Here is a 26,702-nt window from a genome sequence, read left to right as displayed (position 1 = left end):
AGTCAGCCGGCGTAGTGCTCGTCGTGGGCCTTGCGCGGGCCGCAGACCGAGGCGCGGCTGCACGAGCAGCGGGACCCGTCGGCGTCCATCCGGACCACCACCGAGTCGCGCGGCACGCTGTGCGCGACCACCCGACCGGAGCCCTCCGGAGTGGAGACCCGGGACCCGATCGCCGGCGCCGACGCCTGGAACTGCTGGTAGAGCGGATGTTCGTACTTCAGACAGCACATCAGCCGCCCACAGGCACCGGAGATGCGCAGCGGGTTGAGCGGCAACTCCTGGTCCTTGGCCATCCGGATGGTCACCGGCTCGAAGTCGGTCAGGAAGGTGGCGCAGCAGAGGTCACGCCCGCAGGAGCCGATGCCGCCCTGCACCCGGGCGGAGTCCCGGGCGGAGAGCTGGCGCAGCTCGACCCGGCAGTGCAGGGTGGCGCCCAGGTCGCGGACCAGCGACCGGAAGTCGACCCGGTGCGGCGCGGTGAAGTAGATGGTGGTCCGGGACCCGTTCGACCCCCCGCTCGGTGTCGACTCGATGACGTGGTCGACGGCGACCACCTTCATCGGCAGCCCGTGTTCCCGGATCAGCCGCTTCGCGGCGACCTTCGCCTCCGCCTTCCGTTTGCGCAGCATCTCGTCTCGGCGCAGGTCCTCCTCGCCGGCCAGGCCGGCCAGCCGGGGAAAGCCGCTGGTGTCGTCCGACACCCACTGCGCGGCCCAGACGCACTCCGCCACCTCGGTCCCCTCGTCGGTGGGGACCAGCACCCGGTCGCCGACCGCCGGCCGCAGCTCACCCGGGTCGAGGTAGTAGAGGCGGCCGTAACGGTTGAAACTGACCGCGCACAGCATGCCCATCCGCTCACCCTACGACGGATCCCGGCGTCCGCCGAACCTCGTACGAAGCCCGGCGGTCAGCGGCCGGCTCGGGCCGCACGGCCGCACCCGGAGATCACAGCACGATCCGGCCGCCGTCGGGGCGTACGACGGGGGCGTCCGGGGGACGGTGGTCGAGGAGGTCCAGCTCGGCCGCCCAGCGCTGGGGCAGCGCCTCCGCCTGGTCGTACGCCTCGGCGACCGTGGCCAGGATCCGGGCGCCGATCTCGGCGGCGGCCGACTCGACCGGCAGTCCTCCGGGCGTGACGCCGGACGGCGCCGCCCCGAACCCGCCGTCCCGGACCGTCAGCACGGCCACCGCCTCCGCCGAGCCGAGCACGTCGGCGAGGGTGCGGGCCAGCGCGTACCGGGTGTCGGCGATCCACCCGGCGACCGCCTCGGCGTACGCCGCCGTGGCGTCCGCCCGCCCCGCCAGGCCGGTCAGGTGACCCGCCAGCCCAGTGCGGTGTGCCGCGTACGCCTCGGCGGCCGGGCCCTGCCACGAGCCGCCGTCGGCCACGACCGCCCCGGCCTCGCGGTAGGTCCGGCGCAGTTCGCCGCTCACCTCACCCCCGGCGGCGGCCAGCTCCCCCGGCCGCAGCCCGAGCACCGCCCGCACGGCGTCGCCGGGCAGCACCCGGAGCCGGCGTAGCAGCGGCCAGATCCGGTGCCGGTCCGGCGCACCGGCGGCGGCAAGGAGGTCGTCGACCCGCCCGGACAGCGTGACGGCGGGCTCGGCGAGTTGCTCGAGGACGTCCATCACGCCTCCTCCGGCCGACGGCGGTAGGCCGCCGCGTCGCTGTCGGCGTACGCCGTCCCGGCGATCCGCAGTGCGCTGCCGGTGTCGGTCAGCCGCTCGGCCGTGGCCAGCAGTTCCCGGGCCCGGTTGTCGAGCGCGGCCGACCACTGGCGGTGCAGCAGTCCACCGATCTCGCCGAGCCGCCCCGGGCCGTCGGCACCGAAGGCACTGCCGGACGGCCCGGCGTACGGCAGCCGCCGGGCGAGTTCGGCGAGGCTGCCACCCGCGCCGTCGAGCCGGCCGGCGAGGTCCCGGAGGCTGTCCACTCAGGCCTCCGTCAGTCGGCGGTACTCGCCGAACGTCTCGGTGTAGAGCTTCTCCCGGGCCCACCGGGCGGCGTCGTCGGCGGCCGTGATGGCGGCCCGGACCGACCGGGCCACCTCCGGCCCGGTACGCACCTGCGGTGCGCCCACGAACCGCACGTCGTCGACCGAGCCGTCGGCGGTGACGATCAGCTCGACCAGCCCATCCGGGGAGCGGACGGTGACCTGCACCCGCCGGATCGCCTCGTCGAACTCGGCCCGCAGCGCCTCGACGCGCCGATAGCGCTCGATCGCCTCCTCGACCCACGACTGGTCGATCTCCCGCGCCACCGGCAGGTCCTCCCGCTTCCCGATGCCCGCTACCCCGATGCCCGCTACCCGATTGGCCGCTACCCGATTGGCCGGTGAGCCGCCACCCCGCACGGGGCCGGGCGGGTCGGGTCGTCGTCGGCCACGCCAGGCGAAGCCGTGCACATCGGCTCACCGAATGTGCCGCCTTCGCTGCGTTACGGCACCGAACCGTACCGGGCGACCCGCCCGAAGGGAACCCTTCGCCCCAAGATCTCCCTGATCAGGACGGAACTCCCGGGCAGTCGGCGAATCGGCCGCCGGCCGGGACGGGCCGCTCAGCCGCGCCAGAGGGCGAGCATCATCGCCTCGACGGCGATCCGCGGCTTGACGTTGGTCTCGATCGCCGTACGGCAGCCGAGCACCGCCTCCAGCCGGCGCAGGGTGCCCTCGGCGGTCCACTTCGCGGCGGCCGAGCCGGCCATCCCGGCGACGTCGGTGTGCACCGGCTCGACCGGGGCACGCAGCGAGAGGGTCAGCACGTCCCGGTAGAAGCCGGCCAGGTCGACCAGGGCCCGGTCCAGCGCGTCCCGCTGGGCGCGGGTGGCCCGGGACTTCTGCCGGCGTTCGAGGTCCTTGAGCTGCCCGGCGGCGCCCCGGATCGCGCCCGACGCGCCCCGCCCGGTGCCCCCGGCGCCGAGCGCGGTCTCCAGCGCGGCCCGCTCGGCCGCGTCGGCCTCGACCACCGCCGACGCCGCCTCGGCCTCGGCCGCCTCGATCAGCGCGGAGGCGGCGTCGAAGCAGGCGCCGACGCCGGTCAGTTTGCGCGGCAGGGCCAGCACGGCCTCCCGCCGCTTGCGGGCTTCCGGGTCCCGGGCCAGCCGGCGGGCCCGGCCGACGTGCCCCTGGGCCGCCGCTGCCGCCCACACGGCCACGTCTGGCGCGATGCCGTCCCGGTCCCGGAGTACGGCCGCCACCGCCTCGGCCGGCGGCTGGCGCAGCGCCACCACCCGGCACCGGGAGCGGATGGTCACCGAGATGTCGTCCGGGTGCGTGGACGGGGTGCAGAGCAGGAAGACGGTACGCGGCGGCGGCTCCTCGATCGCCTTGAGCAGCGCGTTGCCGGCCGCCTCGGTGAGCCGGTCCGCATCCTCGATGACGAGCACCTGCCAGCGTCCCCCGCTCGGCGTGCTGGCCGCCCGCAGCACCAGGGCCCGCATCTCGCCGACCCCGATGGAGAGCCCCTCCGGCACCACGAACCGTACGTCGGCATGGGTTCCGGCGAGCGTCGTGTGGCAGCCGGCGCACTCGCCGCAGCCGGTGCCCCGGAGGCACTGGAGCGCCGCCGCGAACGCCCGGGCCGCGACCGACCGCCCGGAGCCGGGTGGCCCGGTGAAGATCCAGGCGTGCGTCATCGCGCTGCCGGCACCGGCCACGTCCGGGGTACCGCCGGCCGGGTCGTCCCCGACGGCCGGGCCCGTGCCGTCGGGGGCGACGCTCTCCGCGACCGCGGCGGCACGGATCGTCTCCGCGGCGGCGGCGGCCCGGCGAAGCAGGTCGACCGCCTCGGGCTGGCCCACCAGGTCGACGAAGACCTCGGGCATCAGGGTCGCCGTTCGAGTTCGAAGCCGCCCGTCGCGCCGCCGGTGCGGCCCGGCCCGGCCCGGCCCGGCGCGCCGTCGTCGACCGGCTGCCCGGGCCGGCCCACCAACCGGACCGGAGCGGTGGCCGCACCCTCCTGGTCGGTCGGCCGGCCGGTGGCGGCCTCCTCGCTCGCCCGGGTGGCCCCGTCGCCATCGGTCCCGGCGTCCTCGTCGCCGCGCCCCGGGGTGGCCCCCTCGCCGCGTGCCCGGGTGGCTCCGTCGCCGCGTCCCCGGGTGGCCCCGGCCGCCCGCTCCGGTTCCGCGACCGTCTCGGTGGCGACCGGGAGATCCGCCCCGGTCCGGGACTCCGCCTCGGCCCGCGATTCCGCCAGCATCCGCAGCTCGGCTTCGGATAACTCCGGTCGGGCCGAGGTGTCCGGCGGGCTCGCCGGTTCCGGATGGCCGGTCGCATCCGGGTCGGCGAGCATCCCGGTGACCCGCTCGGCCACCGCCCCCGCCAGCTCGTCGACCGGCCGGGAGGCGTCGAGCACCAGGTAGCGCTTGGGGTCGGCGGCGGCCAGGTCGAGGAAGGCGTACCGGACCCGGTCGTGGAAGTCGATCGACTCGCCCTCCAGCCGGTCCGGGTCGCCGCCCCGGGCGTCCACCCGGGCCAGACCGGTCCGGGGCTCGATGTCGAGCAGTACCACCAGGTCGGGCTTGAGGCCGCCGGTGGCCCAGGAGGAGAGCCAGGAGACCTCCTCGACCGGCAGGGTCCGGCCGGCGCCCTGGTAGGCGAGGGACGAGTCGACGTACCGGTCGCTGATCACCACCGCGCCGCGGGCCAGCGCCGGGCGGACCACCGTGGCGACGTGGTGGGCCCGGTCGGCGGCGTAGAGCAGTGCCTCCGCCCGGGGGGCGAGCGCGTCTTGTCCGGTGGTACGGCCGAGCACCAGGCCGCGGATCTGCTCCCCGACCCCGGTCGCGCCCGGCTCCCGGGTCACCACCACCTCGTGGTGCTGCCGGCGCAGCACCTCGGCCAGCTTGTTCGCCTGGGTCGACTTGCCCGCGCCCTCACCGCCCTCGAAGACCACGAAGGCTCCGGTCGCGGTGAACGGCTCGGCCGGGAAGAGCGGACGCCCCCGGATCGAGCCCCAGAGGTCGGACAGCACCGGTACGCCCGGCTTGTCGTCCATCTGGCGGAACGCCTTGATCCCGGTGAGGATGCCGGCCGCCCCGGCGACCAGCAGCAGCAGTCGGGTCGAGGAGACCGAGATGCCCAGGTCGGCGATGCGCAGTTGCCAGGAGCCGCCGACGCCGACCAGCAGGCTGCTCACCGAGATGGCCAGGATCAGCACCAGCCTGGTCCCGGTCTGCACCACGGCGAAGACCCGGCCGCGTACCTCGTCGGCGATCTCCCCGCCGAGCAGGGTGGTACCGGCCAGGAAGGCCATTCCGGCGCCCGCGCCGACCAGTACCGCGCCGAGGATCGCCATGGATAGGTGGATGGAGCCGGCGAGTACCAGCACCGAGGCGCTGGCCAGCACGATGCTCATGCCGAACCAGCGCCGCCGGGACATCTCCCGGACGATCATCGGCCCGAGCCCGATGCCGAGCGACAGGCCGAGGAAGATCGCGCCGAAGAGCAGGGAGAATGCCGCCTCACCGGCGGCCAGCGACTTGGTGAAGAAGTTCGCGGTGCCGATCACCACACCGCCACCGGCGAACGCGCCGAAGATGCCGAGCACCAGACCCCGGACCAGCGGAGTCTTGCCGATGAACCGCCAGCCGTCGACGAACTGGCGCAACGCGCTCTGCTCGATCTGCTGGACACTCCGACGATCGCCCCGGCCGCTGATCTCCCGAATTCCGAAGAAGACCACCAGCGCAGTGGCCAGCCGGCTCAACGAGTTGACGTAGAGGGCCAACTGGGCCGGCTCGGCCCAGTCCGGCGGCGGTCCACCGGCGGCGGCTCGCACGCTGCGGTCCAACACCGCGGCGACGATGGCGGCCAGCACCGGGGTGACCCCGTAGGTGGTGATCAGCGTGAGCTGGTTGGCCACCTCCAGCCGGGTCCGTGGGATCAGGTTCGGGACCGCGGCCTCCTTGGCCGGGATCCAGATCAGGGTTATCGCCTCGATCAGGAAGGTGGCGACCGCCGCCCAGCCGACCACCAGGCCACCGCCGACGTCGAGCAGGGCGGCGAGCGGGATCGAGGCAAACAGCACGAACCGCAGCAGGTCGCAGATGACCATGGTGAGGCGCCGGTCGAACCGGTCGGCCAGCACCCCGGCGATCGGGCCGAGAACCAGCGCCGGGAGCAGCCGGACCGCGATCACGCCGCCGAAGGCGAGGCCCTTGGCGGTGTCGCCGGTGACCTGGGAGGCGGCGAAGAGCGAGGTGGCCAGCAGGCCGAGCCAGTCACCGAACGAGGCGGCGCCGAGCACCAGCCAGAGCCGGCGGAACGGACGGATCCGCATGACCGAGCGGAGCGCCTGGTAGCCGGTCCGGTCGACCGGACCGGCGGCGGTGGGTGGCGTGGGAGTACCGGGCGGCGACTGCGCTGTGCGCTCCGCGCTCCTGTCGTTGTCGTCGATGGTCGTACCCCTCCGCGCCCCGGCCCATGGCTGGGCTCCCCCGAGCACACTCTAATCGCGGTACGGATCCGCCCCGACCCCGACATTCCCCGGAGCGGGGACCCAGGGGACGCATCGTGGATCTCCCCGGCAAGCGGCGTCGGGCAGCTACGGGTCGCCCCGGACGCCACGCCCAGATATGCGAGACAGTTTCGCATTATCGCTTCGGGCGTTAGCGTGCTCAAATGGCCACCGAACGCGACATCCTGCGCCAACGCCTGGACCGGGCGACCGCGCACCTCGAACCACCGTTCGCCGTGGTCGACCTCGACGCGTTCGACGCCAACGCCAGCGCCCTGACCGACCAGGCCGGCGGCAAGCCGCTCCGGGTCGCCAGCAAGTCGCTGCGCTGCCAGGCCCTGCTCGGCCGGGCCCTGGCCGGACCCGGCTGGGGCGGCGTGATGGCGTACACGCTGGCCGAGGCGATCTGGCTGGTCCGCAGCGGCGTGACCGACGACGCGCTGGTCGGCTACCCGAGCACCGATCGGCAGGCGCTGGCCCAGCTCGCCGCCGACCCGGAGCTGGCCGCCAAGATCTGCCTGATGGTGGACAACCCCGCCCAACTCGACCTGGTCGACGCGGTCGCCACTGCCGGCTCCCGCGCGGAGATCCGGACCTGCCTCGATCTGGACGCGTCCTGGCGGCCGATGGCCGACGCCTTCGGTGGCCGGCTGCACGTCGGCATCCGCCGCTCACCGGTGCACTCGGCCGGCGAGGCCGGCACGCTGGCCGGCGCCATCGCGCAGCGGCCGGGCTTCCGGCTGGTCGGTTTGATGGCGTACGAGGCACAGATCGCCGGGCTCGGCGACGCACCGCCCCGGCAGGCGGTTCGCGGTGCCACCATCCGGCTGCTGCAACGGCGGTCGTACCGGGAACTGGTGCACCGGCGCGCGGCGGCGGTCGCGGCGGTACGCGACCACGCCGACCTGGAGTTCGTCAACGGTGGCGGCACCGGCAGCGTCGCACTGACCGCGGCGGACCCGGCGGTAACCGAGATCACCGCCGGGTCGGGCCTGTACGGGCCGACGCTGTTCGACGCCTACCGGAGCTGGCGGCCCCGACCGGCGGCGTTCTTCGCGCTGCCGGTGGTCCGCCGTCCCGCCGCCAGGGTGGTGACCCTGCTCGGCGGTGGTTGGGTGGCGTCCGGGCCGGCCGACCGGACCCGGCTGCCCACCCCGTGGCTGCCGCCGGGTCTGCGGCTGACCGGCACCGAGGGCGCCGGGGAGGTGCAGACCCCGGTGACCGGCGCCGCCGCCGAGTCGCTGCGGGTCGGCGACCGGGTCTGGTTCCGGCACGCCAAGGCCGGCGAGCTGGCGGAACACGTCGGCGAACTGCACCTGGTGGAGTCGGACCGGGTCGTGGGCACGGTGCCGACCTATCGCGGCGAGGGCCGGGCCTTTCTCTGAGCGCGCACCGGCCGGCCGCGGTACTGGTGGACCGGTGGCCGGCTAGCCGGCCGAGGGAGCGGCGTCGACGTGCCGGTGCAGGTACTCCCGGATCAGTGCGGTCGCCTCGGTCAGCACCTTCTCGTCGCCCTCCGGATCGCGCCGGAACGCCAGTTTGATCAACGCGTCGGCCGCCTCGACCGCGATCTCCAGCGCGAAGCGCAGCCGGGGGGCGTCGGCGGTGCCGAACTGCTCGACCAGCACCCTGGCCAACTGCTCGGCGATGACGCCGTTGTTGTCCCGGTCCTCGTCCAGCAGGTGCACGTCGACGACGTCGCCGAAGTGCAGGGTACGGAAGCCGGGCACCCTCCGGTGCATCGTGATGTACTCGTCGATCGCGGCGTCGACCCCGTCCCACCAGTGGGTCAGGTCGCCCCGGGAGAACCGGTCGCTGAGCCGCTCCAGGTACGCCTCCATGTTGCGCAGGGTCAGTGCCTGCACGATCGCTCGCTTGTCGGGGAAGAACTGGTACACCGACCCGATGGCCACTCCGGCGCGCTCGGCGAGCAGGGTCGTGGTCAGCCCCTCGTAGCCGACCTCGTCGACTATCTCGGCACAGGCGTCGAGCATGCGCTGGACCCGGGCGACGCTGCGGCCCTGCACCGGTACGCGGCGCAGTGGACCGGATGTGGCGGTTGACGTGGACACTCGTCGCCACTCCCTTTCGACGGGGTGAAGGTTACTAGGCGTCACGGTTTCGAAACGCTATCCGGACTAACGAGCCGAACGGATATCGGTATTTACTCGCCGTGACGATCCTGATTTACTCGCCCTGGTACACCTTGACGCGAGTCTAATTCATGTTTGTCCATCGGCGACCTGGTCAGAGCCAGGGGAGGTCAGATGAGCGGGCGTACCGCACCACCCGGAGTCACCTCCTCATGGTCCAACTGGGCCGGCAACCAGCGCGTCACCGGCGACGCGCTGCGACCGTCGACCGTGGACGAGGTCGTCGCCACGATCCAGGCCGCCCGGGCCACCGGCCGGCGGATCAAGCCGGTCGGCAGCGGCCACTCGTTCACCGCGATCGCCCGGGCCGACGACCAGCGGGTCGATCTCACCGCGCTGACCGGACCGGTCCGGGTCGATTCCGGGCGTCGGCTGATCACCGTACCGGCTGGAATCACCCTGCACGCGCTCAACGAGGTGCTCGCCGGACACGATTTGGCGCTGGCCAATCTCGGCGACATCGACGCGCAGACGCTGGCCGGGGCGATCTCGACCGGTACCCACGGCACCGGCGCCGGCTACGGCTGCCTCTCCACCTTCGTCGCCGGACTGACCCTGGTCACCGGGACCGGTGAGTTGCTGGAGTGCTCCGCCGACCGGAACGCCGACGTCTTCGCGGCGGCCCGGGTCGGGCTCGGTGCCCTCGGGGTGATCACCGAGGTGACCCTGAACTGCGTGGACGCCTTCGTGCTCCGCGCCGACGAGCGCCCGGCACCGCTCGCTGAGGTGCTCGCCGAGCTGCCCGACCTGGTCGGCCGGAACGACCACTTCGAGTTCTACTGGTTCCCGTACACCGACCGGGTGCAGGTGAAGGTCAACAACCGGGTACCCGCCGACGACCGGCCGCTGCCCCGGTTCCGGAGCTGGCTGGACGACGACTTCCTCGCCAACTCCGTCTTCGCCGGAGCCTGCCGGCTCGGCCGGGCCGCCCCGGCCCTGGTACCGACGATCTCCGCCGTCTCCGCCCGGGCGCTCACCGCGCGCAGCTACACCGCCCGCTCCGACCGGGTCTTCTGCACCCCGCGCCGGGTCCGGTTCGAGGAGATGGAGTACGCCCTGCCCCGGTCCGCCCTGCCGGAGGCGCTGGCCGGGCTGCGCCGGGTGATCGACGAGTTGCCGTTCCGGGTGCTCTTCCCGGTCGAGGTCCGGTTCACCGCCCCGGACGACATCTGGCTCTCGCACGGCCACGGGCGCGAGTCGGCGTACGTGGCGATCCACCAGTACGCCGGGATGCCGGCCGAGCCGTACTTCCGGGCCTTCGAGCGGATCGCCACCGAACTGGGCGGCCGGCCGCACTGGGGCAAGCTGCACTACCGGGACGCCGAGTCGCTGCGCCCGGCGTACCCCCGGTTCGCCGACTTCGTGGCCGTGCGGGACCGGCTCGACCCGGACCGGGTCTTCGCGAACTCCTACACCGAGCAGGTGCTCGGGGCCTGACCCGGCCGGAAATCGTTCGGCCCCCGGGCCGGGCGATGCCTCATACCGGCCCGGTGACGAGCCCCATGCGCGGATACGGCCCTACTCGGACGCTTGCGAGGACCGATGACGAGGGACCGCCGGCCTGCCGCGCCTGTCGCGGACCTTCGCGGCCTGGATCGCCGAGCTGTACCGGTCGGCGGTGACGACCGGGCCCGGCTACTCCGCCGAGCGGGAGATCGTCGCCGAGGCACCGGACGGACGGATCGCCGCCTTTACCGTCTACTGGCTCGACGACCTGACCGCGCCGGCCGGCCGGCTTCAGGCCGAGCCAAGATTCTTGGCGAGTTGTGGCTCGCAGGGAACCGCAACTCGCCAAGATCTTGCCGACCCACCCACACCGGGCGGGTGCAGGGGTCAGTCGGTCGGGTCGGCGGTGGTGGTGGCCTTCGGCGGGGCGGCCTTCTTGGCGGGAGCCTTCTTCGCCGCCGTCGCCTTCGCGGCGGTGGTCTTCTTCGCGGCGGTCTTCTTGGCCGCCGTCTTCTTCGCGGTCGCCTTCTTCGCGGCCGTCTCGCCGCCGGTCGCCTTCGCCGCCGTCTTCTTGGCGGTCGCCTTCTTGGCCGCCCGCTTGCGCGGCGCCGGGCCCTTGGCCCGCTTCTCGGCCAGCATCTCCGACGCCTCCTCCAGGGTCAGCGCCTCCGGAGTCTGGCCGCGCCGCAACGACGCGTTGGTCTCGCCGTCGGTGACGTACGGCCCGAACCGGCCGTCCTTGATCACCAGCGGCTTCTCGGTCAGCGGATCCGCGCCCATCTCCCGCAGCGGCGGGGCCGCCGCCCGGCGCTGCCGGGTCTTCGGCGCCGCCAGCAGGGCCAGCGCCTGGTCCAGGGTGACCGTGAAGAGCTGCTCCTCCGACTCCAGCGACCGGAATTCGTCCCCGCGCTTCACGTACGGGCCGTAGCGGCCGTTCGCGGCCAGCACCTCGGCGCCGTCCGGAGCCACCCCGACCACCCGGGGCAGGGTGAGCAGTTGCAGCGCCTCGGTCATCGTCAGCGACTCCGGCGACTGGGAGCGGAGCAGCGACGACTTGCGCTCGCCACTGGCCACGTACGGGCCGAACCGGCCGGACTTGAGCACGATCGGCTCGCCGGTCTCCGGGTGCTCGCCGAGCTTGCGCTCGCCGCCACCGCCGAGGAACAGCTCGTGCACCTTCTCCGGGGTCAGTTCGTCCGGGGCCACACCCTCCGGGATCGGCGCCCGGTCGCCGGCCGGGGAGGTGTCCTCGGGCGGGCCGCCGTCGCCGGTGTCCCGGGCTGCCGGCTCCGCGCCGGGCAGGCTCCGTTGCAGGTACGGGCCGTACCGGCCGACCCGGACCACGACGTCGCGCCCCTCGTCGTCCCGGAACAGCGGGATCGAGTTCACACTGCGCGCGTCGATCTCGCTCAGGTTCTCGGTGACCATCTTCTTCAGCCCGCCGGACCGGGCCACCGACTGGTCGCCACCCATCTCGCTGCCGAAGTAGAACGAGGTCAGGAAGTCCACCGCCGCGTGGTCGCCACCGGCGATCTCGTCCAGCTCGTTCTCCATCGCCGCGGTGAAGTTGTAGTCGACGAGTCGCGGGTAGTGCCGCTCCAGCAGGCCGACCACGGCGAACGCCAGGAACGACGGGATCAGCGCCTGGCCGCGCTTGAAGACGTACCCCCGGTCCTGGATGGTCGCCATGATCGAGGCGTACGTGGACGGCCGGCCGATGCCCAGCTCCTCCAGCGACTTGACCAGCGACGCTTCCGTGTAGCGGGACGGCGGCTGGGTGTGGTGCCCGGTAGCGGCCAGTTCCTCGGCGGTCAGCGGCTGGTCCTTGACCAGGTTCGGCAGCCGCCGCTCGGCGTCCTCGGCCTCGGCGTTCTCGTCGTCGGACGACTCCACGTACGCCCGCAGGAAGCCCGGCTCGGTGATGGTCTTGCCGGTCGCGCCGAAGTCGGCCTCCTCGCCCGCGCCGGAGACCGCCCGGATCCGCACCGAGACGCTGGAGCCGACCGCGTCGGTCATCTGGGACGCGATGGTCCGCCGCCAGATCAGCTCGTAGAGCCGGAACTCCTCGGCGGAGAGCTCGTTCGCCAGCTCACCCGGAGTGCGGAAGTTGTCCCCGGCGGGACGGATCGCCTCGTGCGCCTCCTGGGCGTTCTTCACCTTGCCGGTGTAGCGGCGGGGCTCCGGCGGCACGTTCCGCTCGCCGTACAGCTCGGCGATCTGCCGGCGGGCGGCCGCGATGGCCGTCTCCGACAGGTTCACCGAGTCGGTACGCATATAGGTGATGTAGCCGTTCTCGTACAGCCGCTGGGCGGTACGCATCGTCTGCTGGGAGGAGAAGCGCAGCTTCCGGGCCGCCTCCTGCTGGAGCGTCGAGGTGATGAACGGCGCGTACGGGCGGCGCCGGTAGGGCTTCTCGTCCACCCGGGTCACAGTGAAAGGCCGCCCGTCGAGGCGAGCGGCCAGTCCACGGGCGCCCGCCTCGTCGAGGTGCATCACCCCGGCACCCGGCTTCACCTGGCCGGTGGTCGGCTCGAAGTCCTTGCCGCTGGCGATCCGGTCGCCGTTGAGCGCGACCAGGGTGGCGGAGAAGTTGCGCGGGCCCTCGGCGGTGCCCCGCACGGCGAGGGTGGCCAGGATGTCCCAGTACTCCGCGCTGCGGAACGCCATCCGCTGCCGCTCGCGCTCGACCACGATCCGGGTGGCCACCGACTGGACCCGGCCGGCGGACAGCCCGGAGCGGACCTTGCGCCACAGCACCGGGGAGACCTCGTAGCCGTAGAGCCGGTCCAGGATCCGCCGGGCCTCCTGGGCGTCGACCAGGTCGCGGTCGATCTCGCGCGGGTTCGCCACCGCGGCCTGGATGGCCTGCCGGGTGATCTCGTGGAAGACCATCCGCTTGACCGGCACCTTGGGCTTGAGCGTCTCGACCAGGTGCCAGGCGATGGCCTCGCCCTCGCGGTCCTCGTCGGTGGCGAGGAAGACCTCGTCCACCTCCTTGGCCAGCCGGGTCAGCTTGCTGATCTGCTGCCTGCGGTCCGGCGACACGACGTAGAGGGCGGCGAACCCGTTGTCGACGTCGACCCCGAGCCGGGCCCACGACTCGCCCTTGTATTTGGCGGGCACGTCGTCGGCGTTGCGCGGCAGGTCACGGACGTGACCCAGGCTGGCCTCGACGACGTATCCCGGGCCGAGATAGCCCGAGATCGTCTTGGCCTTCGCCGGTGACTCGACGATGACCAGACGGGTGCTCCTGGCGTTGCTCGGCACGTCTCTCCTGACCTCACTCACGATCTTTCCCCCTGCGGACCGCCCTGTCCGCGCTCGCCGCCGGGGCCGGATCGGCCGCCCGGTGGCCAGACGTCCAACGTAACGCGCTCCCCGACCGCGGAGTTGCGCGGCCCGAGAAGAGCACCGCTACGCTGCGGTAACACCGGGTGCAACAACACGGGACGGGCGGTCATGCCGGACGGCGACACCGTACACCCACGGGCGATCCGTGCGGGACCAACCGGACGGATCATGCCCCACCCAGTGGGTTGCTAACCGGATTAACCGAACAAATCTGACTTCCGGCTGTCCGGGATACGACACCGGTCGATCCCTCCGGGCCTCCGGCGGGTACTCCATCGAGGGTACTCACGCCGGACCACCCGGCCACTGGCTCGGCGGCGCGGTCGGTGGGCGGTCACCCACCAACTCCGCCAGCCGGGCCAGCCGGCGTCGCCCGGTGATCCGGTACGCCGGACCGCCGGCCCCCGTGTCGAGCAGCACCGCCGGCAGGCCGATCGCGGCCAGCGCCGCACCGACCGGCTCCCAGCACGCCTCGTCGGCGGCACCGAGCCGGAGCACGAAACCGAGCGGCTCGGGAGTGCCGGCCGCCGCCGCCCAGAGCCGCAGCCGGGGACCGGTCAGGAAGAAGTTGCCGGGCGGCCGCTTCACCGTGCCACGCAGCCAACCCGCCGCCAGCGGGGCGAGCAGGGTGCTGTAGGAGGTCTGCACCCCGTGCTGCTCCGCCACCCGACCCAGCCAGCTCGCGGTCAACCCCCGGCGAGCCAGCTCGGCGACGAGTACGTGCACCCGCCAGGCGGCGTCCACCACCATGGTGATCCGGGCGGTGCCACCCATCCGGACCAGCTCGCCCGGCCCGGCCAGCAGCCCGGCGAGGTCACCGACGGACGGGTCGGCGGCCTCCACCCCGAAGAGCGAGAGCTGCCGTACCGGCGGGGTGGTCGGACTCCTCGCCCCGTCCGGCCGCTCGGGCCCTTCCCGCGCCGCGCCGGCCGGCTCGGCATCCGGGCCGGGTCGCTCCGGCAACACCCCGACCAGCTCGGGCTGCTCGCCCGTTACCCCGGGCTGCTCATGCATTGTCCCGGGCTGCTCGCCCGCTGTTCGGGGCTGCTCATCCGTTGCCTCGGGCCGCTCGCCCGCTGCCACGCCGGGCGGCTGGGGCTGGGGCGGGATCGGGCCGGTCGGCTCCGAGGGTGGGTCGGGTGGCTCCGAGGGCGGGCCGGGTGGCTCGGGTGGCTCGGAGGCCATGCCGGCCGGGTCGGGCGACTCGGCCGGTACGGGCGGGACGGGGGGCGTCAGCGACACTCCGGAACCTCGTCGAAGGCCCGCTTCAACTCCACCGAATCCAGCTCGCTGGTGTCGAGCGAACTGGATTCGTACTCCTTGTTGAGGGTGTCGACCGCGGCCTTGACACCGTCGTAGAACTCGCCGGCCTGCCCGGTGCCGAGTGCTTCGATCGCCGCGCCGGCCCGGCCGTAGGCGTCCCGGACGGCGGTCAGCGAGGCGACGAAGCCCTTGGAGACCGCCTCACCTTTCTCGGTGTCCGGTACGCCGGCCGCCTCCACCTTCTGCCGGGCGGTCTCGCTGGCCTGTTCGGCACCTCTGAGCAGCCGGACCAGATTCTCCTTGGCCTGCGCCGGACTGGTCTGCGCGGTCATCTGCTGCTGGGTGCTCCGGGTCAGCGTCCCGATCTCGGCCCGCCACGGTGCCAGTGCCGCGCAGACCGCGGCGGCCCAGGCCTGCGGGGTGGGTCCCCCGGCGCAGCCCCCGAGGAGCAGGGCGATCGTGCACAGGGCCGCCGTGAACCTTCCGGCGGATGCCGTGCGGGGGGTACGCATGCGTTGCAGCGTACGGGTTGGAGCGGGCTTCGCGAGGGGGGTAATCGGCCGAGCCGCCCCGGACCACCCGTCGAACCACCCCGACCCGCCAGCGGTGCCGCACTCGAACCGCCCCGAGCCGGCCGACGGTGCCGCACGTCGAACCGCCCCGAGCCGGCCAGCGGTGCCGGCCAGCGGTGCCGGACATCAGTCCGCCCCGAGCCGGCCGGTGGGAGGGCCCGCCGTCGCCGAACGGATCCGGGCCCGTCGCGCGTACGCGACGGGCCCGGATCCGGACTGTCCCGCCTCAGACGTTGGCGGTCTGCGGCTGCTGGTCGGAGCTGCCGCTGCCGGCACCGGTGTCGGAGTCCGACATGGCCACCGGCTTGCGCTTGCTGAACACCACCGCCGCGACGATGATCAGCGCCGCGACGACCGCGACCCCGATCCGCAGCCCGGTGTTCTTGTCCTCGCCGACGCTCCAGCCGACCACTGCCGGGGCGATCAGCAGCGAGACCAGGTTCATCACCTTGATCAGCGGGTTGATCGCCGGCCCGGCGGTGTCCTTGAACGGGTCACCGACCGTGTCACCGATCACCGTGGCCGCGTGCGCGTCCGAGCCCTTGCCGCCGAACGCGCCGTCCTCGACCAGCTTCTTGGCGTTGTCCCAGGCACCACCCGAGTTGGCCAGGAAGACCGCCATCAGGGTGCCGGCCCCGATCGCGCCGGCCAGGTAGGCCGCCAGCGCGCCCGGGCCGAGCCCGAAGCCGACCGCGATCGGCGCCAGGATGGCGAGCAGCCCCGGGGTCATCAGCTCGCGCTGCGCGTCCCGGGTGCAGATGTCGACCACCTTGCCGTACTCCGGCCGCTGGCTGTAATCCATGATCCCGGGCAGCTCGCGGAACTGCCGGCGTACCTCCATCACCACGGCACCGGCCGAGCGGGAGACCGCGTTGATGGCCAGACCGGAGAAGAGGAAGACCACCGCGGCACCGACGATCAGACCCACCAGGTTGCGCGGGTTGGCCACATTGAGCAGCCCGTCGATCGACAGGTCGGAACCCGCGTCCCGCAGCGCCGTGCCGAGCGTGTCGGTGTACGACCCGAAGAGCGCGGTGGCGGCGAGCACCGCCGTGGCGATCGCGATGCCCTTGGTGATCGCCTTGGTGGTGTTGCCGACCGCGTCCAGCTCGGTGAGCGTACGCGCACCCTGCTCGTCGATGTCGCCGGACATCTCGGCGATGCCCTGCGCGTTGTCGGAGATCGGCCCGAAGGTGTCCATCGCGACGATCACGCCGACCGTGGTGAGCAGACCGGTACCGGCCAGCGCCACCGCGAAGAGCGAGAGCGTGAGCGAGCCGCCGCCCAGCAGGAACGCGCCGAAGACTCCGGCGCCGATCAGCAGTGCGGAGTAGACCGCCGACTCCAGCCCGACGCTGATGCCGGCCAGCACCACGGTGGCCGGGCCGGTCAGCGACGACTTGCCGATGTCCTGCACCGGCCGCCGGTTGGTCTCGGTGAAGTACCCGGTCAGCGCCTGGATGGCGGCGGCCAGCACGATGCCGATCACCACGGCGCCGATGGCGAGGATCCGCGGGTCGATCGGCTCGGCCGCACCCTCGGCGAGGCCGAGCGCGCTGCGCCACTCGTTGCCGAGCAGCTCGGCCCAGGTGGCCGGCAGATAGACGAAGGCCATCACCGCGACCAGGATCGCCGAGACCACCGCGGAGGCGTAGAACGCCCGGTTGATCGCGGTGAGCCCGGACCGGTCGCCGGCCCGCAGCCGGGTGATGAACACCCCGAGGATGGCGATCAGCACGCCGATGGTGGAAACGATCAGCGGGAAGACCAGCCCGTGCTCGCCGAAGGCGGCCCGGCCGAGGATCAGCGCGGCGACCAGGGTCACCGCGTACGACTCGAACAGGTCGGCCGCCATGCCGGCGCAGTCACCGACGTTGTCGCCCACGTTGTCGGCGATGGTCGCCGCGTTGCGCGGGTCGTCCTCCGGGATGCCCTGCTCGACCTTGCCGACCAGGTCGGCACCGACGTCGGCCGCCTTGGTGAAGATGCCGCCGCCGACCCGCATGAACATGGCGAGCAGCGCGGCACCGAAACCGAAGCCCTCCAGCACGGTCGGCGCGTCACCCTTGTAGATCAGGACAACCGCCGCCGCACCGACCAGGCCGAGGCCGACGGTGAGGAAGCCGACCACGCCGCCGGTGCGGAACGCGATCTGCATCGCCGCTTCCCGGCCGCCCTGGTGCTCCCGGGCGGCGGCCGCGACCCGCAGGTTGGCCCGGGTGGCCAGGGCCATGCCGGCGCCACCGATGAACGCACTGAACAGGGCACCGACCACGAAGAATCCCGATCGGCCGATCTTCACCAGCGTCTCGTTGCCCTCGGTGTCGTGCACCGGCAGCAGGAAGAGCAGGATCACGGCGGCCACGACGAAGATGGCGAGGGTGCGGAACTGCCGGAGCAGGTAGGCCGAGGCCCCCTCCTGCACGGCGCCCGCGATCTCCTGCATCTTCTCGGTGCCTCTGCCGGTCGAGAGCACGGCCTTGGTCAGCGCACCCGCGAAGCCGAGCGCCACCAGGGCGATAACCGCCGCGACGACGACGTACGACAGGTTCTCGCCGCCGAGGGACAGCCCGCCACCATCAGCGGCCCTATATACGGACATCTATGTCCTCCTGTACCGAACACTCGCGCCCGGCCGGCGGACGAACCGGCCAGACGTCTCCACGCGTGGAGCGACAAATTCGCAAGCGTTCCGCCGACCCACCTGCCCCCGCGATCGGCGATGCTCCCCCACCCACAGGAGCGGGACCAGCACACTTGCTGATAACCCCGGGTACTCTAGCGGGCCGTCGTGTTGGAGGTCACACAGAGGACCCGCCCGGTCGCGATGATCTTCGTCGCTGTGTTAGCCGCGCGGTTCTGATAATGCGGGTGCCGGCGAATAGCCGGGCTACCGCCCGAGCGGCCAGGCCATCCGGACCTCGGTACCGACGCCCTCGTCGACCGGACGCACCTGGAGGTCCTCGACAAAGCCCGCGAGCAGGGCAAACCCGACACCCACCGTCAGCGCCTCGTCGGTCAGCGCCTCGTCGGCCAGCTCGTCGGGGGGCAGCGCGGCCAACCCCAACCCGGCCTCGATCGGCGCCCGGTCGATCACCCGGACGGTGTACGCCGGACCGTCCGACATCTCGACCAGCACGAGATCGCTCAGCCCGTACTGGCGGTGCAGGGCGACCGCCCGGGCGCAGGCCTCACCGATCGCCAGTCGCACCTCGTCGAGCAGTTCCTCGGGCACGCCGGCCCGCCGGGCCACCGCGACCCCGACCAACCGGGCGGTGCGGACGTGGACCGGGGCCGGGGTGAAGGAGAGTCTGACCTTCGACATCACGCGTCGGCCGTCGACATCAGGCATCGGCACCGGAGGAGTCGGCCGACGTGGCGGCGTCCAGCGTGGGGTAGATCGGGAACACCTGGTCGAGGGCGGTGATCCGGAAGATCTTGAGCAGCGGCTCCTTGTCGCAGATCAGCCCGAAGGTCCCGCCGACGGGACGCAGCCGCTTGAGCGCCCCCACCAGCACACCGAGGCCGGTCGAGTCGAGGAAGTCCACCCGACCCAGGTCCACCACGATCGCCCGGGACCCGCCGTCGATCAGCTCGACCAGACGTTCGCGCAGCCGCGGAGCGGTGTAGACGTCGACCTCGCCGCCAACCTCCAACACCGTGTACTCACCGATGGCGCGGGTCGTCAGCGACAGATCCATCAGTCCTCCTCTGACCGGCCAGGAACGCTCCTGGGCATCTAACCATCGACCAGCGGACCGTGCAGCGACGGCGGCCCGACCGCGACCCGGCCTTCCGACGCACGTACGAGAGTGCGAGAGTGCAGGGCGTGACGTTTCCCGCAACAGTATCGGCCGGTACCGGGGTCGGGGACTCCCGCCCGACCGGTCGCCCCGGCGCGGGTGAGCTGCTGGACCTGCTGCGCGCCCGGGCGCACGGCGGCACGACCGGGACCCCGGTGACACATGTCGAACGGGTGCCGGCCCGCCCGGGCACGGCGGTCGACTGGCCGGAGTGGGTGCCGGCCGAGCTGCGCGCGGCCCTCGCCGGGCAGGGCGTGGTCGCGCCGTGGCGGCACCAGGCCGAGGCGGCCGGGCACGCGTACGCCGGCCGGCACGTGGTGGTCGCCACCGGTACCGCGTCGGGAAAGTCGCTCGCGTACCAGCTCCCGGCGCTGGCCACGCTGCTCGCCGACCCCCGGGCCACCGTCCTCTACCTGGCTCCGACCAAGGCGCTCGCCGCCGACCAGCTCCGGGCCGTCGCCGCGCTGGGCCTCGACGGGGTACGGCCGGCGTGTTACGACGGCGACACCCCGCGCGCCGAGCGGGACTGGATCCGAGCGCACTCCCGGTTCGTGCTGACCAACCCGGACATGCTGCACCACGGCATCCTGCCCGGGCACGCCAGGTGGTCCGCCTTCCTGCGCCGGCTGGCGTTCGTGGTGGTCGACGAGTGTCACACCTACCGGGGCGTCTTCGGGTCGCACGTGGCACACGTACTGCGCCGGCTGCGACGGCAGGCGGCGCGCTATCCGGGTACCCCCAGGTCGGTGCCGGGGCAGCGGGGCGCGACCGGCGGTCCCGGGCCGACACCGGACGGACCGGTCTTCGTGCTGGCCTCGGCGACCTCGGGCGACCCGGCCGCGGCGGCCGAGCGGCTGACCGGGCTGCCGGTCACCGCAATCACCGAGGACACCGCGCCGCGCGGCGGGTTGACCTTCGCGCTCTGGGAACCGCCGCTGCTGCCGCCCCCGACCGGCGGCCCGGACCCGGCCGACCTCGCCGAAGAGGTGAGGGCGGGCGCCGGGCTCGACGCCGCCCCGGTACGCCGCTCCGCGTTGCGGGAGACCGCCGACCTGCTCGGCGACACGGTCGCGGCCGGAGTCCGGACGCTGGCCTTCGTCCGGTCCCGGCGCGGGGCCGAGGTGATCGCCACCACCGCCCGGCGCTCGCTTGACGAGGCCGTGCCCGGCCTGGGCGCCCGGGTCGCCGCCTACCGGTCCGGCTACCTGCGCGAGGAACGCCGCTCGCTGGAGCAGGCGCTGCTCGGCGGTGAGTTGCTCGGGCTCGCCTCGACCAGCGCGCTGGAACTCGGCGTCGACCTGGTCGGCCTGGACGCGGTGCTGATCTGCGGCTATCCCGGCACCCGGGCCTCGCTCTGGCAGCAGGCTGGCCGGGCCGGGCGCTCCGGCCGGGAGGCGCTGGCGGTGCTGGTAGCGCGGGACGACCCGCTGGACACCTATCTGGTGCACCATCCGGAGGCGTTGTTCGGCCGGCCGGTCGAGGCGACCGTGCTCGACCCGGCCAACCCGTACGTGCTGGGGCCGCAGCTCTGCTGCGCGGCGGCGGAGTCCCCGCTGACCCCGGCCGACCTGGAACTCTTCGGCGAGGGGGCGAAGGAGGCGGTCGAGGCGCTGGTGGCCGGCGGCGCGCTCCGGCGGCGCCCGACCGGGTGGTACTGGCGGCACACCGGGCGGCCCGAGGTGGACCTGCGCGGCACCGGCGGCGCCCCGGTGGACGTGGTCGAGTCGTCGACCGGCCGGCTGCTCGGCACGGTCGACCCGGCGTCGTCGCACTTCCAGGTCCACCCCGGCGCGGTCTACCTGCACCAGGGCGTGTCGTACGTGGTGGACGACCTCGATCTCGACGACGGCTGCGCGCTGGTGCACGCCGAGGAGCCGGACTGGTCCACCCATCCCCGGGACGTCACCTCGCTCTCGGTCGTCTCGGTCCGCTCCTACCTCGACTGTGGCCCGGTCGGGATGTTCCTCGGCGAGGTCGACGTGACCAGCCAGGTGGTGTCGTACCAGCGCCGCCGGCTCGCCTCCGGCGAGGTGCTGGCCACCCTGCCGCTGGACCTGCCCGCCCGGGAGCTGCGTACGGTCGCGGTCTGGTTCACTGTCTCGCCGGAGTCGCTGGCGGCGGCCGGGGTGGAGGCGGCCGAGGTGCCCGGTGCACTGCACGCGGCCGAGCACGCCGCGATCGGGCTGCTGCCACTGGTCGCCACCTGCGACCGCTGGGACATCGGCGGGCTCTCCACGGCCAACCATCCGGACACCGAGGCGCCGACGGTCTTCGTCTACGACGGACACCCGGGCGGCGCGGGCTTCGCCGAGCGGGCGTACCGGGCGGCGTCGGCGTGGCTCTCCGCGACCCGGGACGCGATCGCCGAGTGCGGCTGCGAGGCCGGCTGCCCGTCCTGCGTGCAGTCCCCGAAGTGCGGGAACGGCAACAACCCGCTGGCCAAGCCGGAGGCGGTCCGGGTCCTCGACGTGGTGCTGACCAACCTGGCCAGGATGGCTCCGGCCGAGCCCGCCGACACCTGATCGCGGCTCGATCACCAGGCTGACCGCGGATAGTCGGTATTCGCATGCATGGATCTATGTGGATCCGGTTAAGTTACGCTGGGAGCGCTTCCACGGATCCGCCTGAGGAGGACGTCGTGGCCGACACCATCGCCGAGACCGTCGAACTGCTGTACACCATCGACCAGGCACATCTGACCGTCGACCAGCAGATCGCTCTCTCGCAGGCGTACGCGGCACTGGCCCAGGCGGAACGCCTGGACCAGATCCACCAGATGCTGCACAGCATCCACCAGGTGCTGAACAGCTGGGTGGTACGCCGGGCCACCGAGGGCAGCATTCGCTGACGGCGTTGGCAGCGGGCCACCCGGTCAGCCACCGGCCAGTCCGCCGAGGGCGGCGCCGTCCACCGAGGCGTGGCACCGTCCTCCGTGAGACATACAGAAGGGACCCCGTCCCGCGGATCTTCCGCGAAGGGGTCCCTTCCGCGCAGTCCGAGTTGCCCTCAGCCGGAGCTGCCATGAGCCCGAGTTGCCTCAGCCGGAGCTGCCATGAGCCCGAGTTGCCCTCGGCCGGACTTGGCCTCAGCCGGACTTGGCCTCAGCCGGAGACGGAGAAGCTGTTGGTGACGAAGTCCCGGCCACCGGAGGACGAGGTGATCTCGTAGCCGAGCTGGACGTCCCCGATCGTGACGTCACCGAACCAGCCACGGTCGCGGATCCAGGTGGCGATACCCCGGATGTCGACGGTGCCGGAATTGGTGTTGCTGGTCCGGATGAACGAGTAGACCTGGTTGGATCCGTTCGAACCCCGGTAGATATCCCAGGAGTGCCCGCCGACAGATGCCCTGACCTGGAAACTGCCGAGCGGGCCGACCGGTCCGTACTTGTTCATCCAGAGCATGATCTCGTGCCCGTGGTCAGTGGTCCAGATGTCGTACGCCGTGGTGTAGGCGATGCCGCTGCCGCTGGTCGGCACCGTCACGTTGAAGCTGCTGGTGACGTTGCCCAGGGCGCTGACCCGGCGCCCGATGTACCGGGTCGCGTTCGGGTACGCCTTGATCCCACCGGTGTTCGGGTGGTCGGCCCAGACTCCCCAGTTGCTCGGCGAGTTGGCCCAGATGGTCTGCGGGCCGTATCCCGAGCCCCATATGTTGTTGTAGAGCGTGTAGCCGCCACTGGACCAGGTGCCCCAGCGGTCGCTGGAACTCCAGACGACGGCCTGGGCGGGCGCGGGTGCGGCGGTGACGGTCAGCACGACGGCGAGCGCGAACGCGCCGATCGTCAGACGTGCGGTGCGCAGCACGATGACCTCCTTGTCGGCCCGGCGCTGACGGGACGGACGCCGGGATAGCCGGAGCAGTCGAGGGCTCGACTGCGGCCTGGAGATGGCGCGCGCGACATCGCTCACCGAGAACTTAGTTTTGCCTCCAAACTAAGTCAATAGATGCCCAGCGACCATATTCGGGCGAAGCCGCGCCCCTCGCGATCGCATTGACGCAGTCAAATTTCCGCGCAGAGGGTTGACTTCCCTCACGCTCAGTTATCACCGCTGCTCGGGTCGCCGTCGTTCGACTGCGACGCCGCCCGGTCCGTTGCCGAAGGCAGGTCGTCGCCGTGTCCGTCCCCGTCAGCACCGTGGCGGACCGCCACCGACCCGACCGCCGCCCGTACGCCCCGATCGCCGCCGGCCTGGCGCTGGTCACCACCGCCGCCCTCGCGGCCGTCCTGCCCTCACCCGTCCCGGTGACAGCGGCGATCGGTGGCTGGCAGACGCTGCGGCTCGCACTCCGGGGCGACCACCTGGTCGGGCAGTTCGGGACCGTCCCGGTCACCGCCACCGACGCCCAGTTCGCCAGCGGCCGGATCGGCCTGGCCACCAGCTACCAGGGTGACCAGTTCTATTCGCAGTATCTGGCCCGGGTCGTACCGGACAACTCCCCGCTGACGCTGCAACTCGCCCCGACGGCGGCGCAGACCCACTTCTCGGTCGCCGCCCGCGACTCGGCCGGCAACACGTCCGGGTTCTCCGCCCGCGCGTCCGTCCGGCAGCCGCCGACCTTCCCGCGCAGTGGTGACAACACCGTCCCGCCCAGCCCGCCGGGAACCCCGGTGGTCACCGCCGTCACCCCGGACGGCTATCTGGTCACCTGGGAACCGGCGACGGATGACATCGGCGTGGTCGAATACCACGTCTACCACGTGTTCGTTGTGGACGAGGTCAGGGTCGACGCCAAGGTCAGCACCAACACCGCCGTGATCGCGCCGCGTGGCGGCTACGAGACGGTCTACCTCGTCGCGTACGACGCGTCGTGGAACGCCAGCAGCAGTCCCAGCGTGCGACTCCTGCCACCTCCGACGCCGCCGGCCAGCCGGTAATCAGGGCCCCGGCGAGCAGCTCGGCGAGGCGTCACCCAACATGCGCGTCCGGTCTCCTGACCGGGCGCGGTCGGGGCGGCGACCCGGTGAGCGGGTGATCCTTGTTCCGGTACCGCTCATACCGGGGCTGCTCAACGCCGTCGATCGGGCGTGCACCGCCGATTTCACGCTCGCGGGGCGGTACCGCGAACGGCTACCGTCGGCGCATGGCCACCCCGGCACGCCGGTACCGGTACGTCGGACCCGCCGACATCCGGGCCGGAATCCGCCCGGAAGGTGCCGGGTACCGGATCACCTGTCCGGCGGACTTCGCACGCTGGGTGGCGTCGGTCGCCGTACCGGAACTGGCCGAACCGGTCAGCTACGTGGTGGACCTGACCGGTGTACTCCGGCTGGCGCCGAGGCGCAGTGAGCACGTCGCCTGCGCCGGTGGGCAGGACGTACTCGGTGCCGGGGAGGTCGCCTTCACGCACGAGCGGGCCGGCGGGCAGAATGCTCCGTCCGGTCATTGGGTCGTCAGTTATGTCAGCAACCAGTCGACCGGCTACTGCCCCGACCTCGACTCCTGGCCGGCCGTGGCCTCTGCGCTCGACCGCGCCGAACTGCCGCACCCGGACGGCTTCACCGCCGGCCTGGTCTTTCGCCGCTGCCCGGACTGCGGGTTGTGCAACGTGGTGCGGGACGACGACTTCGGCTGCGTCGCCTGTGCCGGTGACCTGCCTCGACAGTGGAACTTCGACCGGAGGTAGCCGAGCCGAACGAGACGGCCGAGCGCATGCAGCACCGGGGCGGATCGTCGCCGACGTGTCAGCCGGGCTGGCTCCCCTCACCCCCGGACCGGTCCGGCTCGGGCTGTCGCGCGGGCAACCCTGGTCATCCCGGGCAGTGGTTCGACCGTCACCTCGGCGGTGACCTGGAGATCGAACCCGTCGAGCGTGCAGCCGGTGATCCGGGCACTGTTGGCGGCGGCGATGGCCGCCGCCCGGGCACAGGCCCGATCCGGACCGTCCAGCGCGTAGGCCGCGCCAGCGAGCGCGCCGAGGTCTGCCGCGACCCGAGCCTGGTGCCGGGCCACCCGGGCGACGCCGATCGCCGCCGCGCCAAGGCTGAACACCACCAGTACCAGGCCCACGGCGAGCAGCCACACGGTGGCGCTGCCCCGATCGGATCCGCCGCCGTTCGGGCCTGGCCGGTAGCCTGCTGCGGAGCGTCTGGTCGAGCGGAGTTGCCCATCAGGACCCTGGACCGTTCGGCGGCACCGAACCCGCCCCCGCCGGGTCCAGTCGAGTCCGGGACGCACCCGGGTCGCGCTCGCGGTGCGGTCGGCCGTCATGACAGCGGCTCCGGTGCACCAGGCTCGACCGCCGCCACCGCGATCGCACTCACCGTCAACCGGGGCAACCGCGCACCGAGCGCGCGCACCGGTGCCCGTACGGTAGCCACCACCCGGTCGCCGTCCACCGAGACCGACACCTCCGCGCCCGGTGGTGCCGCCCGGGCACCGGCAGGTACTCCCGGGGCACCGCGGGAGGCGGCCAGGGCCGCCTCCCGCGCCGCGTCCACGCACTGCCCCTTGGTGGTCACCGCATTCACGGCGGTGAGCCCGGCGAGCAGCAACAACAACAGCGCCGGCAGGCCGGCCGCCAACTCGGCGGTGAACGAGCCCCGGTCGCGGTCGCCCAGCCAGCGCCGGCTCACGACAGGGCCCGGTCGATCACGCTCGCCAGTGCGGCCTGCACCCGGCCGGAGGTGAGTACCTTCAGCAGGATCCCGGCGAAGGCAACGGCGGCGAGGGTACCGACGGCGTACTCGGCGGTGTTCATCCCGGCGTCGCCGCGGAGCCGGGCAATCAACTTGCGCAGCATTGAGTTCCCTTCTCGAATCGGTCACAGCACGTCGCCGAGTACGGCGACGATCACCGGCACCAGGCCGGCGAGAATGAAGGCGGGCAGGAAACACAGGCCGAGCGGCAACACGATCAGCACACCGGCCCGCCGGGCCGCCGCCTCGGCGCGGGTCACCCGGTCGGCCCGCAGGTCGTCGGCAAGTCGGGTCAACGCTCCAGCCAGTGCCGCGCCACTCGCCGAGGAGCGGACCGCCGCCGACGTCAGCCGCTCCGCGCCCGGCACCGGCCCGAGACGCGCCCACGCCTCCTCCGCCGTGCCGCCGAGCCGGAGGGTCCGGCCGACCTCGGTGAGGCGCTCACCGAGTGGGCCGGCGAGCGCCTCCGCAACGGCGCAGACGGCACGGTCGACCGGTGCGCCGGCCCGTAGTGCCGCCGCGAGCAGGTCGGCGGCGAGCGGCAGGTCGGCTGACTCGCGCAGCCGACGCCGCCGGACAGCCGCTGGCTCGAGCTGGCGGAGCAACCGGTCGAGGCCGACCGCCGTCGTCACCCCGAGCAGCACGCCTAACCAGCCGCCAAGCAGCACCCCGGCCGCCAGCCCAGCCAACCCGGCAACGAGCCGGACGAGATCGATCCGGCCAGACCAGCCCGGCCGGCTCTCGTCCCACCCGCGCCGACTCTGCCCCGACCCGCGTCCAGACCGTCCATCGGCGCGCTCACCGAGGTCGTCGAGCGCGTGGGTCGTGACGTGGCGCGCTCGGCGACCGGTCAGCCCGGCTGCCCGAGCGGACAGTCCGGCGGGACTACGTAGCCGCGGTCGTTGGCGGAGTCGACCGAGCGCGGAGAGCCGCCGTCGGGACGACCGGCGGGCGGGCACCCCGACCAGCGTCAGCAGCAGAGCGAGACCGGTCAGAACTCCCGGGACCAGGGTCCGCA

23 protein-coding genes and 1 pseudogene are annotated in these 26,702 nt (G+C 72.9%); 6 read left to right on the top strand and 18 right to left on the bottom strand.

Features of this window, described 5'->3' with window-relative positions:
- Positions 1–2: 2 nt before the first annotated feature.
- The 6 genes and pseudogenes from ACQEVC_RS11835 to tmk form a co-directional block, all read right to left on the bottom strand.
- Positions 3–851 (bottom strand): PSP1 domain-containing protein, encoded by an 849-nt coding sequence (locus ACQEVC_RS11835; protein WP_318398850.1) that lies wholly within the window; start codon positions 849–851, stop codon positions 3–5.
- A gap of 94 nt (positions 852–945) precedes the next feature.
- A complete protein-coding gene (locus tag ACQEVC_RS11830) occupies positions 946–1,629 on the bottom strand; it encodes a hypothetical protein (protein WP_432876234.1) in 684 nt (227 codons plus the stop codon).
- Positions 1,629–1,934, bottom strand: coding sequence for a hypothetical protein (locus tag ACQEVC_RS11825; protein WP_432876232.1), 306 nt, complete (start codon positions 1,932–1,934; stop codon positions 1,629–1,631). Before ACQEVC_RS11825 ends, ACQEVC_RS11830 begins: the two co-directional genes overlap by 1 nt.
- The gene (locus tag ACQEVC_RS11820; RefSeq protein ID WP_432876230.1) at positions 1,935–2,261 is read right to left on the bottom strand and encodes a YbaB/EbfC family DNA-binding protein; all 327 of its coding nucleotides are present in this window, start codon (positions 2,259–2,261) and stop codon (positions 1,935–1,937) included.
- A 296-nt stretch (positions 2,262–2,557) separates the two neighbouring features.
- A complete protein-coding gene (locus ACQEVC_RS11815) occupies positions 2,558–3,823 on the bottom strand; it encodes a DNA polymerase III subunit delta' (RefSeq protein ID WP_432876228.1) in 1,266 nt (421 codons plus the stop codon).
- Between the two features lie 377 nt (positions 3,824–4,200).
- Positions 4,201–6,246, bottom strand: a pseudogene (gene tmk, locus ACQEVC_RS11810) (dTMP kinase); the annotation flags it as partial.
- Between the two features lie 374 nt (positions 6,247–6,620).
- Here tmk and ACQEVC_RS11805 point away from each other — a divergent pair.
- Positions 6,621–7,841, top strand: a complete 1,221-nt coding sequence (locus tag ACQEVC_RS11805; RefSeq protein ID WP_432876226.1) for an amino acid deaminase/aldolase — start codon at positions 6,621–6,623, stop codon at positions 7,839–7,841.
- Between the two features lie 42 nt (positions 7,842–7,883).
- On the opposite strand, the gene ACQEVC_RS11800 is transcribed toward ACQEVC_RS11805, so the two are convergent.
- Positions 7,884–8,528, bottom strand: coding sequence for a TetR family transcriptional regulator (locus ACQEVC_RS11800; RefSeq protein WP_432876224.1), 645 nt, complete (start codon positions 8,526–8,528; stop codon positions 7,884–7,886).
- A 195-nt stretch (positions 8,529–8,723) separates the two neighbouring features.
- Here ACQEVC_RS11800 and ACQEVC_RS11795 point away from each other — a divergent pair, with 195 nt between their 5' ends.
- Positions 8,724–10,046 carry a D-arabinono-1,4-lactone oxidase gene (locus ACQEVC_RS11795; protein ID WP_432876222.1) on the top strand — a complete coding sequence of 441 codons (1,323 nt, stop codon included), beginning with the start codon at positions 8,724–8,726 and terminating at the stop codon, positions 10,044–10,046.
- Between the two features lie 396 nt (positions 10,047–10,442).
- On the opposite strand, the gene topA is transcribed toward ACQEVC_RS11795, so the two are convergent.
- The 6 genes from topA to ACQEVC_RS11765 form a co-directional block, all read right to left on the bottom strand.
- Entirely contained in the window at positions 10,443–13,322 is a 2,880-nt protein-coding gene (gene topA / locus ACQEVC_RS11790; RefSeq protein ID WP_432891312.1) for a type I DNA topoisomerase, read from the bottom strand.
- 369 nt (positions 13,323–13,691) lie between these two features.
- The gene (locus ACQEVC_RS11785; RefSeq protein ID WP_432891309.1) at positions 13,692–14,369 is read right to left on the bottom strand and encodes a hypothetical protein; all 678 of its coding nucleotides are present in this window, start codon (positions 14,367–14,369) and stop codon (positions 13,692–13,694) included.
- Between the two features lie 269 nt (positions 14,370–14,638).
- Positions 14,639–15,181 carry a hypothetical protein gene (locus tag ACQEVC_RS11780; RefSeq protein WP_432876220.1) on the bottom strand — a complete coding sequence of 181 codons (543 nt, stop codon included), beginning with the start codon at positions 15,179–15,181 and terminating at the stop codon, positions 14,639–14,641.
- Positions 15,182–15,467: 286 nt separating this feature from the next.
- Positions 15,468–17,843 (bottom strand): sodium-translocating pyrophosphatase, encoded by a 2,376-nt coding sequence (locus tag ACQEVC_RS11775; protein WP_432876218.1) that lies wholly within the window; start codon positions 17,841–17,843, stop codon positions 15,468–15,470.
- Between the two features lie 288 nt (positions 17,844–18,131).
- Complete coding sequence (locus ACQEVC_RS11770; protein ID WP_432891307.1) at positions 18,132–18,569, bottom strand: ATP-binding protein; 438 nt, start codon at positions 18,567–18,569, stop codon at positions 18,132–18,134.
- A 16-nt stretch (positions 18,570–18,585) separates the two neighbouring features.
- Positions 18,586–18,942 (bottom strand): STAS domain-containing protein, encoded by a 357-nt coding sequence (locus tag ACQEVC_RS11765; protein WP_318398861.1) that lies wholly within the window; start codon positions 18,940–18,942, stop codon positions 18,586–18,588.
- Positions 18,943–19,001: 59 nt separating this feature from the next.
- Between ACQEVC_RS11765 and ACQEVC_RS11760 the strand changes: the two genes are divergently transcribed.
- Together ACQEVC_RS11760 and ACQEVC_RS11755 are read left to right on the top strand one after the other, a co-directional pair.
- Positions 19,002–21,566 (top strand): DEAD/DEAH box helicase, encoded by a 2,565-nt coding sequence (locus tag ACQEVC_RS11760; protein ID WP_432876216.1) that lies wholly within the window; start codon positions 19,002–19,004, stop codon positions 21,564–21,566.
- A gap of 116 nt (positions 21,567–21,682) precedes the next feature.
- Positions 21,683–21,892 (top strand): hypothetical protein, encoded by a 210-nt coding sequence (locus tag ACQEVC_RS11755; protein ID WP_107262234.1) that lies wholly within the window; start codon positions 21,683–21,685, stop codon positions 21,890–21,892.
- A 253-nt stretch (positions 21,893–22,145) separates the two neighbouring features.
- Here ACQEVC_RS11755 and ACQEVC_RS11750 read toward each other — a convergent pair whose 3' ends face one another.
- Positions 22,146–22,850, bottom strand: a complete 705-nt coding sequence (locus ACQEVC_RS11750) for a GH12 family glycosyl hydrolase domain-containing protein (RefSeq protein WP_432876213.1) — start codon at positions 22,848–22,850, stop codon at positions 22,146–22,148.
- A gap of 311 nt (positions 22,851–23,161) precedes the next feature.
- Between ACQEVC_RS11750 and ACQEVC_RS11745 the strand changes: the two genes are divergently transcribed.
- Positions 23,162–23,923 carry a fibronectin type III domain-containing protein gene (locus ACQEVC_RS11745; protein WP_432876211.1) on the top strand — a complete coding sequence of 254 codons (762 nt, stop codon included), beginning with the start codon at positions 23,162–23,164 and terminating at the stop codon, positions 23,921–23,923.
- Positions 23,924–24,129: 206 nt separating this feature from the next.
- On the top strand, positions 24,130–24,672 hold the full coding sequence (locus ACQEVC_RS11740; RefSeq protein ID WP_432876209.1) for a hypothetical protein: 543 nt from the start codon (positions 24,130–24,132) through the stop codon (positions 24,670–24,672).
- A 77-nt stretch (positions 24,673–24,749) separates the two neighbouring features.
- On the opposite strand, the gene ACQEVC_RS11735 is transcribed toward ACQEVC_RS11740, so the two are convergent.
- The 4 genes from ACQEVC_RS11735 to ACQEVC_RS11720 are packed head-to-tail and all read right to left on the bottom strand — an operon-like array spanning position 24,750 to position 26,400.
- Positions 24,750–25,256 (bottom strand): Rv3654c family TadE-like protein, encoded by a 507-nt coding sequence (locus ACQEVC_RS11735; protein ID WP_432876207.1) that lies wholly within the window; start codon positions 25,254–25,256, stop codon positions 24,750–24,752.
- Positions 25,253–25,621, bottom strand: a complete 369-nt coding sequence (locus tag ACQEVC_RS11730) for a TadE family type IV pilus minor pilin (protein ID WP_318398863.1) — start codon at positions 25,619–25,621, stop codon at positions 25,253–25,255. Before ACQEVC_RS11730 ends, ACQEVC_RS11735 begins: the two co-directional genes overlap by 4 nt.
- A complete protein-coding gene (locus ACQEVC_RS11725; RefSeq protein ID WP_101368449.1) occupies positions 25,618–25,788 on the bottom strand; it encodes a DUF4244 domain-containing protein in 171 nt (56 codons plus the stop codon). Before ACQEVC_RS11725 ends, ACQEVC_RS11730 begins: the two co-directional genes overlap by 4 nt.
- A gap of 21 nt (positions 25,789–25,809) precedes the next feature.
- Positions 25,810–26,400 carry a type II secretion system F family protein gene (locus ACQEVC_RS11720; protein ID WP_432891304.1) on the bottom strand — a complete coding sequence of 197 codons (591 nt, stop codon included), beginning with the start codon at positions 26,398–26,400 and terminating at the stop codon, positions 25,810–25,812.
- Positions 26,401–26,702: the final 302 nt, after the last annotated feature.

It is taken from the genome of Plantactinospora sp. CA-294935 (genome assembly GCF_050936445.1).
Taxonomy (GTDB): domain Bacteria; phylum Actinomycetota; class Actinomycetes; order Mycobacteriales; family Micromonosporaceae; genus Plantactinospora.
The sequence above is the reverse complement of the archived record's forward strand: the minus strand, read 5'-3'. Positions and strand labels throughout refer to the sequence as shown.